This window comes from Paenibacillus sp. FSL R5-0517, assembly GCF_037974355.1.
GTDB lineage: Bacteria > Bacillota > Bacilli > Paenibacillales > Paenibacillaceae > Paenibacillus.
The window spans coordinates 1,575,735-1,589,646 of sequence record NZ_CP150235.1; the positions used below are offsets into that span (position 1 = coordinate 1,575,735).

General features: G+C 47.8%; 13 protein-coding genes and 5 tRNA genes. 11 read left to right on the forward strand and 7 right to left on the reverse strand.

Annotated features, from left to right (window positions below; genetic code table 11):
- The first annotated feature begins 144 nt into the window (after window positions 1-144).
- A complete protein-coding gene (locus MKX40_RS06825) occupies window positions 145-2,334 on the forward strand; it encodes an alpha-galactosidase (RefSeq protein ID WP_339240368.1) in 2,190 nt (729 codons plus the stop codon).
- Window positions 2,335-2,803: 469 nt separating this feature from the next.
- Window positions 2,804-5,023, forward strand: a complete 2,220-nt coding sequence (locus MKX40_RS06830; RefSeq protein WP_339240369.1) for a Tex family protein — start codon at window positions 2,804-2,806, stop codon at window positions 5,021-5,023.
- 180 nt (window positions 5,024-5,203) lie between these two features.
- Here MKX40_RS06830 and cmpA read toward each other — a convergent pair whose 3' ends face one another.
- Window positions 5,204-5,347, reverse strand: a complete 144-nt coding sequence (cmpA, locus tag MKX40_RS06835; protein WP_017690033.1) for a cortex morphogenetic protein CmpA — start codon at window positions 5,345-5,347, stop codon at window positions 5,204-5,206.
- 180 nt (window positions 5,348-5,527) lie between these two features.
- Entirely contained in the window at window positions 5,528-5,884 is a 357-nt protein-coding gene (locus tag MKX40_RS06840; RefSeq protein WP_339240370.1) for a hydrolase/acyltransferase, read from the reverse strand.
- A gap of 119 nt (window positions 5,885-6,003) precedes the next feature.
- Here MKX40_RS06840 and MKX40_RS06845 point away from each other — a divergent pair, with 119 nt between their 5' ends.
- The 3 genes from MKX40_RS06845 to MKX40_RS06855 all read left to right on the forward strand — a co-directional run bounded on the left by MKX40_RS06845 (window position 6,004) and on the right by MKX40_RS06855 (window position 6,729).
- Window positions 6,004-6,465: a SprT family protein gene (locus MKX40_RS06845; protein WP_036669054.1), complete on the forward strand. Its 462-nt coding sequence runs from the start codon at window positions 6,004-6,006 to the stop codon at window positions 6,463-6,465.
- Between the two features lie 93 nt (window positions 6,466-6,558).
- Window positions 6,559-6,634, forward strand: a tRNA-Asn gene (locus MKX40_RS06850).
- 6 nt (window positions 6,635-6,640) lie between these two features.
- Window positions 6,641-6,729 (forward strand) — tRNA-Ser (locus MKX40_RS06855).
- Between the two features lie 225 nt (window positions 6,730-6,954).
- Here the strand turns inward: MKX40_RS06855 and MKX40_RS06860 are convergent.
- The gene (locus tag MKX40_RS06860) at window positions 6,955-7,653 is read right to left on the reverse strand and encodes a winged helix-turn-helix domain-containing protein (protein WP_339240371.1); all 699 of its coding nucleotides are present in this window, start codon (window positions 7,651-7,653) and stop codon (window positions 6,955-6,957) included.
- Between the two features lie 127 nt (window positions 7,654-7,780).
- Here MKX40_RS06860 and MKX40_RS06865 point away from each other — a divergent pair, with 127 nt between their 5' ends.
- Window positions 7,781-8,428, forward strand: a complete 648-nt coding sequence (locus MKX40_RS06865) for a flavin reductase family protein (protein WP_339242956.1) — start codon at window positions 7,781-7,783, stop codon at window positions 8,426-8,428.
- Between the two features lie 95 nt (window positions 8,429-8,523).
- Window positions 8,524-9,195 carry an MgtC/SapB family protein gene (locus tag MKX40_RS06870; protein ID WP_339240372.1) on the forward strand — a complete coding sequence of 224 codons (672 nt, stop codon included), beginning with the start codon at window positions 8,524-8,526 and terminating at the stop codon, window positions 9,193-9,195.
- 66 nt (window positions 9,196-9,261) lie between these two features.
- On the opposite strand, the gene MKX40_RS06875 is transcribed toward MKX40_RS06870, so the two are convergent.
- Window positions 9,262-10,158 carry a Cof-type HAD-IIB family hydrolase gene (locus tag MKX40_RS06875; RefSeq protein WP_339240373.1) on the reverse strand — a complete coding sequence of 299 codons (897 nt, stop codon included), beginning with the start codon at window positions 10,156-10,158 and terminating at the stop codon, window positions 9,262-9,264.
- Between the two features lie 4 nt (window positions 10,159-10,162).
- Window positions 10,163-10,939, reverse strand: a complete 777-nt coding sequence (locus MKX40_RS06880; RefSeq protein ID WP_339240375.1) for a DeoR/GlpR family DNA-binding transcription regulator — start codon at window positions 10,937-10,939, stop codon at window positions 10,163-10,165.
- 306 nt (window positions 10,940-11,245) lie between these two features.
- Between MKX40_RS06880 and MKX40_RS06885 the strand changes: the two genes are divergently transcribed.
- The 4 genes from MKX40_RS06885 to MKX40_RS06900 all read left to right on the forward strand — a co-directional run bounded on the left by MKX40_RS06885 (window position 11,246) and on the right by MKX40_RS06900 (window position 12,197).
- Window positions 11,246-11,317 (forward strand) — tRNA-Glu (locus MKX40_RS06885).
- Between the two features lie 106 nt (window positions 11,318-11,423).
- Window positions 11,424-11,499, forward strand: a tRNA-Lys gene (locus MKX40_RS06890).
- 17 nt (window positions 11,500-11,516) lie between these two features.
- A tRNA-Leu gene (locus MKX40_RS06895) sits at window positions 11,517-11,599 on the forward strand.
- Between the two features lie 172 nt (window positions 11,600-11,771).
- Window positions 11,772-12,197 (forward strand): helix-turn-helix domain-containing protein, encoded by a 426-nt coding sequence (locus MKX40_RS06900; RefSeq protein ID WP_339240376.1) that lies wholly within the window; start codon window positions 11,772-11,774, stop codon window positions 12,195-12,197.
- Between the two features lie 108 nt (window positions 12,198-12,305).
- Here the strand turns inward: MKX40_RS06900 and MKX40_RS06905 are convergent, their stop codons facing one another.
- Both MKX40_RS06905 and ureG read right to left on the reverse strand, forming a co-directional pair.
- Window positions 12,306-13,277 carry an urease accessory protein UreD gene (locus MKX40_RS06905; protein ID WP_339240377.1) on the reverse strand — a complete coding sequence of 324 codons (972 nt, stop codon included), beginning with the start codon at window positions 13,275-13,277 and terminating at the stop codon, window positions 12,306-12,308.
- Window positions 13,183-13,902, reverse strand: a complete 720-nt coding sequence (ureG, locus tag MKX40_RS06910) for an urease accessory protein UreG (protein ID WP_017690021.1) — start codon at window positions 13,900-13,902, stop codon at window positions 13,183-13,185. Before ureG ends, MKX40_RS06905 begins: the two co-directional genes overlap by 95 nt.
- Between the last annotated feature and the right edge of the window lie 10 nt (window positions 13,903-13,912).

Consider the following 13,912-nt stretch of genomic DNA (forward strand, 5'->3'; position numbering starts at 1 on the left):
AGAGCGTATGACATCCTTCGGGCTGTTGTACGCTCTTTTGATTAAAGCTTCATGAAAGCGTAGAACATTGGCGATCTTTTCGCTATAATGAAACCTGAGAAACCGTTTACCCGAAAGACCTATATATAGAGGTGGAGGAGACATATGAGCATTTACATCAATCAGGAGAAACTTCAATTTCATTTACAGACCCGTGAGGCCAGTTACGTATTTCAGGTACTGCCTTCAGGATATTTGGTGCATTTGTATTATGGCAAAAAATTACGCGACACCGATCTGAGCTGGTTGCATGTACGGACAGAACGAGCGTCCTTTAGCCCTAACCCGGTGCCAGAGGATCGTACGATCTCCTTCGATACGTTGCCAGTGGAATTGCCAGTGTATGGCACGAGTGATTTCCGTAACCCTGCAATCCAATTGGAACTTGAGAATGGCTCAACGGTTTCGGAGTTTACGTATACAGGTCATCAATTGGTCAAAGGAAAGGCAGCGCTTACCGGACTGCCAGCAACATACGTTGAATCCGATGACGAAGCAGAGACGTTGGTTATTGAGCTGGAAGACCGCGTCGCTGGTATCAAGATCGAGCTTTCTTATACAGCCTTTACGGCATTTAATGCAATTACACGCTCCATGCGTATCGTGAATGAGAGCGCTACCGCTGTGAATGTGGTGCGTGCGCTCAGTTCTTCTGTCGATTTCCCGCATGCGGATTATGAATTGTTGCAATTGTCAGGGGCTTGGACACGGGAACGTGATATCGTGCGCAGACCGCTTGCGTCAGGCCTGCAAGGCATTGAGAGTCGTCGCGGTTCAAGCAGTCACCAGCAAAATCCATTTATTGCGCTGATGACACCAGGTACGGATGAAGATCAAGGTGAAGTCTACGGATTCAGTCTCGTCTATAGTGGCAGCTTCACCGCACAGGCTGAAGTGGATCAGTTCCACACCACCCGTGTGTCACTCGGGATCAACCCGTTCGAGTTCAGCTGGAAGCTGGAGCCACAGGAAGCTTTCCAAACACCGGAGACCGTTATGGTGTATTCGGCTGCAGGTTTGGACGGCATGTCACAGTCCTACCACGAATTGTATCGGGAGCGTCTGGCACGTGGCAAATTCCGTAATGCGGAGCGCCCGGTACTGGTTAATAACTGGGAAGCGACTTACTTTGGTTTCAATGCGGACAAGATTGAACAGATTGCTCGCGCTGGGCAGAAGCTGGGTATTGAGCTGTTTGTTCTGGATGATGGTTGGTTTGGACACCGGGACAGTGATAACTCCTCGCTGGGTGACTGGATTGTCGATAAAAACAAATTGCCACAGGGGCTGGATGATCTGGCAAACCGCGTAACAGGTCTGGACATGCAGTTCGGACTGTGGTTTGAGCCTGAGATGATCTCACCAGACAGTGAGTTATATCGTGCGCATCCGGACTGGTGTCTTCATGTTCCTGACCGTCGCCGGACAGAAGGACGTCAACAATTGGTGCTCGACTTCTCTCGTCAGGATGTACGTGATGAGATCGTGCGCATGTTAACAGACGTACTTGGTTCTGCACCAATCACTTATGTGAAATGGGATATGAACCGCAATATGACGGAAGTGGGTTCCGCATTGCTTCCGGCAGACAGACAGCGTGAGACTGCGCACCGTTACATGCTCGGATTGTATGACGTTATGGAACGAATCACTTCGGCGTTCCCGAACATTCTGTTCGAGAGCTGTTCAGGTGGTGGTGGCCGTTTCGATCCAGGTATGCTCTATTACATGCCACAGACGTGGACAAGTGATAACACGGATGCGATATCCCGTCTGCGGATTCAGTATGGTACCAGTCTTGTATACCCAGTGAGCTCCATGGGATCACATATCTCAGCGGTACCGAATCATCAGGTGAACCGGATCACTTCTCTAGAGATTCGGGGACATGTGGCGATGTCGGGCAACTTCGGGTATGAGCTGGACCTGACGAAATTCACGGAGGAAGAGAACGACATCGTGAAAGCCCAGGTTGAGCTGTACAAGGAGATCCGTGGAACGGTCCAATATGGAACATTCCGTCGCTTGCTCAGTCCGTTTGAAGGCAATGAGACAGCGTGGATGTTTATTGCACCAGACGGAAGCGAAGCGGTTGTATTCTACTTCCGTGTGCTCTCTGAGCCTAATGCGCCACTTCAGCGCCTGAAGCTGAAAGGATTGGACCCGAATGCGGATTATCGTCTGAAAGGCGGATCAGAGACCTTTACCGGCGATGCCTTGATGTATGGCGGTATTTCGGTAGGCAGTGCATCAGGAGACTATCTGAGCGAACTGTTCCGCTTTGAACGCGTCTAGATAAGTGAACTACAATTTATTTACACGGGTACTACGATGACAGAATAACCTTCCAATCACTGTTATCCCCAGATTTTTTGATTCCCTTTCTCAAAGGGAAAATCCGGAGATAAAGGCGAACGCTTCGCTTTTTCAGGTTTTTTCTGTCCTCTCCGTCATAGTGTAAATGAGTAGTTTCACTTATTAGATTGCTATTGTATATAGAGTTTTTAAACAAGGGAGGATCGAGGAGCGTCGTGATGACGTTTTTCGGTCTTTTTTTGCCGTAATGGGGAAGGCTGGAGGATGACATCATTCTGTCAGAACTTGTATGCTTGCGGATTGATGGAAATCTGGATGTGATTTTGTGATAATATAGGATAGAGTGGAAAAAACAAATGGTTCAACTATACTGTAATTACAGCAGCAAAGCTGCCCTGAAATGATTGTAACGAACGATTCAGATTCAGGAAGGAAAGAGGGATTTATTTTGTCTGAACAGGAAACGGTTCTGGAACCCAATGAAGAAACAATAAAGGCAGAACGCCATGAACGAATCATCAAACAGGTAGCCAAGGAACTGTCACTGTCCTTGAAGCAGGTCCGTACGACCTCGGAGCTTCTGGACGAAGGCAATACGATTCCATTTATCGCCCGCTACCGTAAAGAAATGACTGGAGAGCTGGATGAGAACCAGCTGCGATTGATTGAAGAACGCATTGTCTATCTGCGCAATCTTGAGGATCGCAAATTGGAAGTCATCCGTATTATAGAGGAACAGGGCAAGCTGACCGGAGAACTGAAGAATTCCATTACCCAGGCTGTGAAGCTGCAGGAAGTGGAAGATTTGTATCGTCCGTTCCGTCAGAAACGGAAAACGCGTGCAAGCGTGGCTAAGGAAAAAGGTCTTGAGCCCCTTGCTGTATGGATCTGGGGTCAACCGAAGCAAGGCAATGTACTCCAGGAAGCTGCGAAATATATCAATGCTGAACTGGGCGTAGAAGATGCGGAGTCGGCACTTCAGGGAGCCAAAGACATTCTTGCTGAGAACATCGCAGACGATGCTGCCATTCGTGCATGGATTCGTCGGTACACCTTGGATCACGGAATGCTGACTTCAGAAGCGAAGGATGCTCAAGAAGAGTCCGTGTACGAGAATTATTATGATTACCGCGAACTGGCCAAAAAGATGCCTCCACACCGAATTCTCGCGATTAATCGCGGGGAACGTGAGAATATTCTGAAAGTTGGCCTGGACGTACAGGCAGAACCGGCCCATCGTCATATGGAAGGACAGATCATTCGTGGTGCTTCTGCCGTGCAGGATATCCTGCGTGATGTGATTGAAGATGCATACAAGCGGCTTATTGCGCCTTCCATCGAGCGTGAAGTTCGTGGAGAACTGACGGAAAAAGGCGAAAATCAGGCCATCTCGGTATTCTCGGCCAATCTGCGTAATCTATTGCTTCAACCACCGATTCATGGCAAACGTGTGCTGGGTGTCGATCCTGCCTATCGTACGGGCTGCAAACTGGCTGTCGTAGATGATACGGGCAAGCTGCTGGAAGTGGCTGTGACCTATCCAACGCCACCACACAACAAGAAACGTGAAGCTGCGGAAGTATTCCACCGCATGATCAAGCAATATGATATCGGACTGATCGTCATTGGTAATGGTACCGGATCTCGTGAAACGGAGCAGTTTGTTGCCGAGATCATCCAGGAGAACGGTGATGAAAGTCTGGTGTATCTGATTGTTAACGAAGCAGGGGCGAGTGTGTATTCTGCATCCAAACTGGCCCAGGAAGAGTTCCCGGATCTGGATGTTGCGGAGCGCAGTGCAGCTTCCATTGCACGCCGGGTACAAGATCCGCTTGCGGAGTTGGTTAAGATTGATCCAAAAGCTATTGGTGTGGGGCAATATCAGCATGACGTTTCCCAGAAGGTTCTGGAAGAAAGCCTGAAGGCTGTCGTCGAATCTGCAGTTAACCATGTCGGTGTGGACGTGAATACGGCTTCACCTTCGTTGCTGTCATATGTGGCTGGAGTTAACGCTACGATTGCCAAGAACATTGTGAAGTACCGTGAAGAGAATGGCCGGTTTACGAACCGCCGTCAGCTTCAGAAGGTGCCGCGTCTGGGTGCCAAAACCTATGAGCAGTGCGTAGGCTTTATGCGGATTGGTGAGGGTGAGAATCCATTGGATCGTACGCCAATTCACCCTGAGTCCTACAAGGTTGTCGATCAGCTGTTCAAGGAGCTTCAGGTTGCACTGGACAAGCTCGGCAGCAAGGAACTGTCGGTGTTACTGTCCGAGCAACAGCCGGAGCAACTGGCTGTGAAACTGGACGTAGGTGTGCCTACATTGCGTGACATTCTGGACAGCTTGCAGCGTCCGGGTCGTGACCCGCGTGAGGAGATGCCGTTGCCAATCTTCCGTACAGATGTATTGAAAATTGAGGATCTGGTGGAAGGCATGGAGCTGCAAGGTACAGTTCGGAACGTTATTGATTTTGGTGCCTTTGTTGATATTGGGATTAAGAGTGATGGGCTTGTCCATATCTCACAGCTCAGCAACGGATATGTTAAACATCCGATGGATGTTGTATCTGTCGGGGATAATGTAACGGTGTGGGTCATGAATGTGGATACCAAAAAAGGCCGTGTCGGCCTTACGATGAAGAAGCCTGCTTCTGCGCAACAGTCTTAATAAGCAACAGAATTGGAGAACAGCCTTCCCTGAACAGGGAAGGCTGTTTGTTGTCGACAGTAATAGTCCCGTTGTCCGTTCTAATTCCTCTGATAAGTACGGTGGGAATATGTGCATTTTCTTAAAGTGCGTGTTCTAAAGGCCATCCTTCGTAATCCAAAGCAGACTTTAGGAAACTTCTTAAAGTTCGTTCTCCGCACTGCGTGGTGTGCCATTTGCTGGTTTGTTACGATAAAAGAACCAGCATTCGTTCAGCAACTTGATTTGGCGGCTATCCTTTTTGTGAAATGCACGCATCAGTTGATTGCAAAGCCATTGAGGCAAGGGTATCTCCTCCTCTTGCATAATTCATCTGTACGTTAGCATATGTGGCAATAGCCTGGACTGTGCGGCTTAAGTGAGGAGCTCCGCCAAATCATTATCTTAATCGCCAAAAAGCACAATTCCCAATGCCGGGAGTTGCGCTTTTTGAACTTGTCATTTTAAAATGATACCTCAGATGAATTAGAGAGCTTCCATCTCTTCTTCATACCATTGTTCCAATTGAGCCTGGAGCGCCCGGATTTCAGTAAGCAAGGAAATCAAGGGATAATGGCTCTCACGTAGTACTGCAAAAGATTCTTCAAGCGCATTGATATAATCAAGGCCGCCGATGATGGTAAGATTTTCGTTCAGAAGATCGAGGTTGTCACATTCGGCGATTGCCCAAGGCAGGACAGGGACATCTGCTGCCGTGAGTTTATCTATCTCCTTGTGAAGGCGCAGATTGAGCGCGCTAAGTTGATAGGCGTAATCCGCCGGCATTTCCACGAATTGCAATTGTTGTTCCTGCTGCAGGATGACATAGCGCATTGTAGGCATAACGAGTAATAATCTCCCCTCATACATTCTACTTGACAGTGTAGCCTACGAAACGGTTAAAATTCAAGTATTATGCCGGAAAAACAAATGCTCCGAGGGGGTGCAAGGAGAGGACACCGATGGAAAATGAGGAGTTGCAACAGTGGATTGAACAGGTATCACTGGATCATTTCGGAGTACCGTTCACCCATGAAGCGTTGTTTAACAGTCGTCTGACCACGACGGGAGGGCGTTATATGCTCAAAAGTCACCGGATTGAGATCAATCCGCATCAACTCGAAGCCTACGGGCGAGATGAGGTTGAAAAAATTATCAAGCATGAGCTGTGCCACTATCATCTGCATATTCGTGGACGCGGCTATCAGCATCGTGACCCAGAATTCAAGGCTTTATTGCAGAAGGTGGGCGGTTCGCGTTACTGTCAATCTCTGCCTGATGGCAAAGGCAGAAAGCCGCTACCTTATCGTTATAAGCTGGTGTGCAAGAGCTGTGGGACGGAATATTTGCGCAAACGGAAAATAGATCCGAAGCGTTACCGGTGTGGTCGTTGCGCGGGAAAGCTGGGCCTTCAGAATATCTGATGTGAGTATCATTCAATGTATTGGAGAAAGTGATGGAAGGCATGTTGACTTGGATTATTAATCATGATAAATTAATCTTATTCAAGTTAATTTTCCCTGATAGCTCAGTTGGTAGAGCACTCGACTGTTAATCGAGTTGTCACAGGTTCGAGCCCTGTTCGGGGAGCCATTTCTTGGAGAGATACCCAAGTGGCTATAAGGGGACCCTCTGCTAAGGGGTTAGACTGCGTAAGCGGTGCGAGGGTTCGAATCCCTCTCTCTCCGTTCTGAATTAAACTTCTCTGCAAAGGGATGAGAACCCTAAAGGTTCGTCGGAGCATAAGCTTCGTTAGCAATACTCCGCAGTCTCGAACGAAGTGAGAGTATCCCTCTCTCTCCGTTCTGATTCAACCCAAAATCCCCTTCACATTTGACCGGATAACGGTTCAGTGTGAAGGGGTTTTTTTGCGTTCTCATCTTGGAGTATCCTTCGTATATTTTTCTGTATCGCTAAAGTGAAATATCCAGCACCTCGTATAAACCTTTCTTGCCTGCTTCCGTTACTTCGACAGAGCGACTTCCTGTTTTTTGACGAATCCAGTCCAGTTCCGATAATCGATGTCTGAGTTGTTCCCCAAGCATGCCTGAGAGATGATGACGGCGTTCGCTCCAATCCAGACATTTGCGAGCGATGGCACGGCGTGATCCTGGCTTCATCTGAAGTTTAATTCCAAACGTAGTGAACCACTGTGTTCCTTTCTCTGTAACTTGATAATCCTTGCTGTGTGCCTCTTCGGGCTCTTCAAGATAACCCTTCTGTAGTAAGGCTTCACAGAGCGAGATTCCCAATTTCCCGGCCAGATGCCCATAACAGGTCCGTGCATAACTCAGTTGTTGAAGCTGATTGGATTGTTTGAGAGAGCGGATCTGTACAGGCGGAGCAATACTGGCCATGGTTTCAATCAGATTAGCAATTTCCTTGTTTGCAAGACGGTAGTATCGGTGACGGCCTTGCTGTTCAACTTCCAGTAATCCTCCCTCTACGAGTTTGGCGAGATGACTGCTTGCCGTCTGGGGCGTGACACCTGCCATATGAGCAAGCTCTCCTGCGGGCAACGCCCGGCCATCCAGTAAGGATGACAGAAAAATGGAGCGACTTGGATCAGCGATTAACGACGCAATAACAGTGATATTCGGGTATACATTCATACTTCGATCATATCTGAACTATTACTGTATTACAATTCGGTTGTATCGTCCCATACGGATCAGACGAAGCTTATAAACGAATGGATTGGAACAGGAGAGGTACAAAATGAACAAGGTGAACAAGATAATGAAACCGGAGGCTGCTACTGGGCAGCTGAACAAAAATTCCACAGTGGTACGACATGAAACGATTAATCCCAGTATTTTATATTATGGTACCCCTGTATTGCTGCTAAGTACATTAAACGAGGATGGGTCAACCAACGTGTCTCCACTGTCCTCATCCTGGGCGCTGGGGGACTGTCTGGTGCTAGGTATAGGTACACAGGGGAAAGCCTATGAAAATCTGATTCGACATCCGGAGTGTGTGATTAATTTACCAGATGCGACCATGTGGAGACAGGTTGAGGCATTAGGCCGTTATACGGGAGTTAACCCGGTTCCTGAGGAGAAAAGGCAGATGGGCTATGAATATTGTCATGATAAATTCACTGTAGCTGGACTGACATCCGAATGCTCGGTTCAGGTGGCTCCAGATAAAATAGTCGAATGTCCGCTCCAGATTGAAGCGGCTGTACAACACATACGCATTCCCGAACATACACCGTTCATGGCGATTGTGGAAGTGAAAGCGTTGAAGGTGCATGCGCACACACGACTGATATCTGGACCAAACAAGATTAATCCAGAAGAATGGCATCCGCTGATCTATAATTTCAGACATTATTTCGGATTGGGAGAGAGACAAGGGAGCAATTTTCGGTCAGAGAATTGACCTGAGTGGAATTTCAACTTATGTAGTCAGGGAAAGATTGGGTAATAGTAAAGATAGCAAATGTAAGCATATACATAGTAAAAGAGGTGATGTGCATGGAATTGGAATATTTGATGCGTGTACTCATAGCTGGAATATGTGGTGTGTTAATCGGATATGAGCGCAAGAATCGAATGAAAGAGGCGGGAATTCGTACTCATTTTGTAGTCGCTGTCGGCGCGGCCCTGATGATGATTGTATCGAAGTATGGATTCCAGGATCAGGCGGGCTGGGCCAATCTGTCGCTTGATCCATCAAGGATTGCGGCACAGGTCGTTAGCGGTGTGGGGTTCATTGGAGCAGGCATGATCTTCACACAGCGCCACACGGTCAGGGGATTGACCACAGCGGCTGGCATATGGGCTACGGCAGGCATGGGACTTGCTGTCGGTTCAGGTCTGTATTGGACAGGTGCAGGCGTGACACTGCTTATTGTCGTAGCACAGATGTTACTGCATAGGCCCACACGCTGGCTGGTATCCGCTCGAACAGAGACGTTAACCATCCATCTGCAGAATGAGGGAGAGGCCCTGAAACGTGTTTTGGCACTGCTGGGGCAACAGAAGATCTCGGTCATCGGATTTAAGACAGAACAGCATTCAAGCACAGACTCCATAGAAGAGACTGTGCTTGAGTTCACGTTGCAACTGCCGGGTTCATATCGGGGCGAGCAACTGATTATTTTGTTACAGGACGTGCCTCACGTTCGATCTGCTGAGTTGAAATGAAACGAAGAGAAGCTGCATGGATCTACAGGCGACCATGCAGCTTCAGTATTTAATTCCGTTGCGGGATTACTGTCCTTCTCCAACAATCGTTTCCGGACGGGAGACCGGTCTACCTTCAAGCAGGCACTCAATGGCATGTGCAACGCCGTTCTCCACATTGGTCAGCGTTATGGCTTTGGCTAATGCCTGGATTTCGGGTTCGCCATTACCCATGGCGATGCCGAGTCCTGCCATTTTTAACATGGAGACATCGTTGAAGTTATCCCCGATCGCTGCTGTATCTTCCATGGAGATGTTCAGGTGAGCCGCCAGTTTGGTGAGAGCATTCCCTTTGGATACGTCCGGGTGCTGCATTTCGAAGTTGTGCTCAAAGGATACAACCATAGCGACATCCGTTCGGGAAGCGAAGTGTTCTCGTCCTGTTTTTACTTTGTCCGGATTCATGGAGAAGGCCATAATATTATAGATATAGGCTTCTGCCGGAATTTCGAGGTGGCTGTTTACCCGGTGGTAGTCTTTTTTTTGATAATGTTTCTTAATGCCCCGAATCATGCGTGCAATGTCCTCACCAGGGTTCGAACCAAGAACACGTTCCATCTCTGCGAGCAAGGTTTCATGACTGCTAAGTGGGGCATAGATGCCTTGTTGCGTTGAAGCTTCATAATAGACATCATGATCTTCCAGCCACTGCATAACGGAAGCGGCTGTGTCGCGCTCAAGCGGAAGATGGAATAGACGTTCACCGTCTGCATCATGAATCGTAGCTCCGTTAGAGCCGATAATTGGGGTTTTGATCCCGCCTTCGCGGCTGATGGTCACCACATCGGAATAGACGCGTCCTGTAGCAATGGTAACTTTCATACCGGATTGCTGGGCCTTTTGGATGGCTGCGGCATTCTCCGGGCTAATCTGGCTATCTCTGTTCAACAAAGTTCCATCTAAATCTGTGGCAAATAATTTCATATATTTACAACTCCTTATCATCTGTAGGTTCAGGAATGAGAATCTCAACCTGTTGTTCGGCTAGAAAAACAAGCCATTCTTGGGTTGGCCATTGATCCGTAATCAATACATCCACCAATGACCAGTCAGCAAAACGATAACCATATCGTTTATCAAACTTGGATTGATCTGCAAGAACAATGACTTTCTTGGCAGCTTTCATCATTTGGTGTTTAATTTTACCTTCCTCTTCGGAAGCACTGAAGCCGTCCATGGTGATACCGCCAATTCCGATAAAGGCTTTATCTGCATAATAGTGGGAGAGTGTCTCGATCACAGAGGTACCATAGACATAACGTTGTTCCTTATCCACTTTGCCACCGAGCAAACGAATCTGGACAGCCGTGTGATTGGAGAGAAGATCAGCGGAATGAATCGAATTGGTAATGACGGTACAGGATTTGCCGTTCAAATTCTCGGCACAAGCCTGCACGGTCGTGGAAGAATCCAGAATAATGATCTCGCCTTGTCTTACTATAGCGGCAGCGAGTTTGCCAATGGCTCTTTTTTCCTCAGATACATCGAGTAAACGGTCTTTGTAGGATCTGAACTTTTGCGGAGGAGGGGGGAGAATTGCACCGCCACGTGTTCGAATGATGGCATCCTGTTCCTCAAGCTTGATCAGATCCCTGCGAGCAGTATCCCGTGATACATCAAACAAAGTGACAATATCATCAGCTGAGATGCGATTGTGTTTGTGAAGATGTTCAACAATGAGCTGCATTCGTTCTTCTTGAAACAAACATGTCACCTCCAAGGGTATGGATGACCGTACTTATCTTGATACTTTAATTATAAGTATTCCTAATGTGATTTGCAATATTATAAGTCAACGTAAGGCTTTGTAAGTTTTTTAATGAGGAATTTACTTTTTCCCCGTACAGGTGTGACATTGGCGTGCATGTGGAGGTCGACTAAAATGCTCTATGAAGAACAGTTTGAAATGGACAAAAAAGCCTGAAAAATAAATTTTAAAAAAAGTATTGCAAGTTTAAATTGTCCTGTGGTATACTCATTCTTGTCGCCAAGAAAGACAACTTGTTATTAAGGCCCGTTGGTCAAGGGGTTAAGACACCTCCCTTTCACGGAGGTAACAGGGGTTCGAATCCCCTACGGGTCATATCTTCACCACCTCATGAGATTTATATTTTCGTTGAGAAATCCTCAAAGTCAATGCTCTTATAAACAAGAATGAAGCATGGCACATCCGGTGAAGTTTACAGCAAGAGCCATTAGCTCAGTTGGTAGAGCACCTGACTTTTAATCAGGGTGTCGAAGGTTCGAGCCCTTCATGGCTCACCATTTTTACAATTGAATATGCGGTCGTGGTGGAATGGCAGACACGCTATCTTGAGGGGGTAGTGGGTGTATACCCGTGGAGGTTCGAGTCCTCTCGACCGCATCACAGCAACAACGTTATAAGATAGACTTTCATGATCATTCATGGAAGTCTATCTTTGTGTTATACGCTATACCTTATCCTGTTCCAGGTATATAAAGGCTGAGCATTCAGGAATAATGTGGTATAATTCAAGCAGATGAGTTGATTATTACGGTTGGAAGGCGGTTCTTGTATGCAGTCGATCTATGAGCGAATTGAACACCTGATTGCCGAACGAGGAATGACCAAGAAGGCTTTCTGCCAACAGCTGAAGATTAGCACAGGCAATCTGGGTGACTGGAAACGTGGCAAGTCTATTCCGAGTACGAATAAATTAATTGAGATTGCTTCGTTTTTTGATGTGAGCCTTGACTGGCTCATGATTGGTCGTCCATCGAAGGAAGCGATGGTTCGGGAAAAACGGGAGGATTATTTTTTTGACGTTTTGCGGCAATTGAATTGCCAGGAAAGTGAATTATCGACTGTGGAACAGTCTTTTATCAGCGAATATATTGAATTCACCCGTTACCGCAAATCCAAGGAAAGCAAAGACGCAGGAGACTATCGTTATAAGTCTGAGAACAGATCAGAGATTAATTCTGAAGAGAACGAAGCGTAACTGATATGAGCAGCATCCATGGACTGAATGAACAAAAACCTCTGGACTAATCCGAACATACTCGGAGACAGTTCAGAGGTTTTCTGTGTTAAACGATGCTTCATGCCCTTATTTACGAAAGACAAGAGTTTCTTTGCCTAGCAGTTGGGAACGGAGTGTGTTCCAGACCTGAAGACACTGCTCCTGAAGCTCCCAAGCGGCCATGCCAAGAATTCGAACACCGATACCCCCAGTTGCCAGTAAACTTGCACCTGCGAGCATCCGTCCATCGGGTGGCAGCGCGGATCTGACTTGTTCCAACTCCGCAGTGCCAAGCCCCGGAGCGATTATCCACAATGCAGCGGTATGTGTGTAGTGAAGGAGAGATGCTGAGTGTTTGGGGTCATCGGTTGCCGGTTCGAGTCCGAAACGATCCCAGACAGCCAGTTTCTTACCTTGCCATATCTCCGTCAAGCTGCGGTAGCGTTCGAACTGGAATGCTTCTCCCCGGTGAATCCGTCCGGCAGACCAGATATCTGCATAGGCAAGAATGGCCTGTTCATCCAGCTCCAAGGTTACTGCGAGTGAAGAAGAACTCCCTTTGAAGGGAATGACGCATTCCGGGAAGTATTCCAGCATAGCTCCTTTTCCCAACCGAAAGTGATGATTAACGGATGAGGGAATGGAAGGAGTGGGATGAAGTCTGGTCGCTGATGTGCTGCTCAGCATGACATGTGTGCCTTCACCTAATTCCCACTCGGAATGATAATGATCCCCATTAAGGACTCCGGGAGAGACGTCTGATGTGTACACGCATAACTCGGTTCCGCCTCCAGGAGGCCGAAAGGATCGGCTAAACCGGAGAGGGGCGCTGTAATAACGATCGGTCATAACCGTCCGCTCGCCTTGAAAGGCAAAGGTGGCCCGAAGCTCGCTGCGGCGCGTGACAGGCTCACCTGTACTTTCGTTCCGATTCACTCCTGTCCCGGTGGGCACAGAAGGTGAATTAATGTGAGTGAGTGCCATGTTCATGGCTGTGTGAATGCAGATGTGCAGCGGAAGCATCGTCATCCATGTATTGATGTTCGAGCCAGTGGACAATCTCCGATACACCTTCACCGCTCATTAGATTAGACATGACATAAGGGCGGCCTTCGCGTACCCGCTCGGTATCATTTTTCATCACTTCCAGGCTTGCTCCAACGTAAGGGGCGAGGTCCGTTTTGTTGATTAACAACAGGTCTGAACGCGTGATGCCAGGTCCGCCTTTGCGCGGGAGTTTCTCTCCTTGGGCAACGTCGATAATGTAGATGAACACATCAGCGAGTTCTGGACTGAATGCAGCGGAGAGATTGTCGCCACCGCTCTCGATAAAGATCAGTTGCAGATCCGGGAAACGTTCAATCAACTCGTCAACTGCTTCGAAATTCATGGAAGCATCCTCACGAATAGCCGTGTGCGGGCATCCGCCTGTCTCTACACCGATAATACGCTCTGGTGCCAGTGCATTCTGACGCAGCAAGATCTCGGCATCTTCCTTCGTATAAATGTCATTGGTGATGACAGCAAGGCTATAACGTGTACGCAGTGCCTTGGACAGCTTCTCGACAAGGGCTGTTTTGCCTGAACCTACCGGTCCGCCAATGCCAATTCGCATCGGACGACTCCGATCAAATGCCTTACGTTCCCACTCCGGATGATGCGTATGATTAGCTCCTCCACACATAACAATTCCT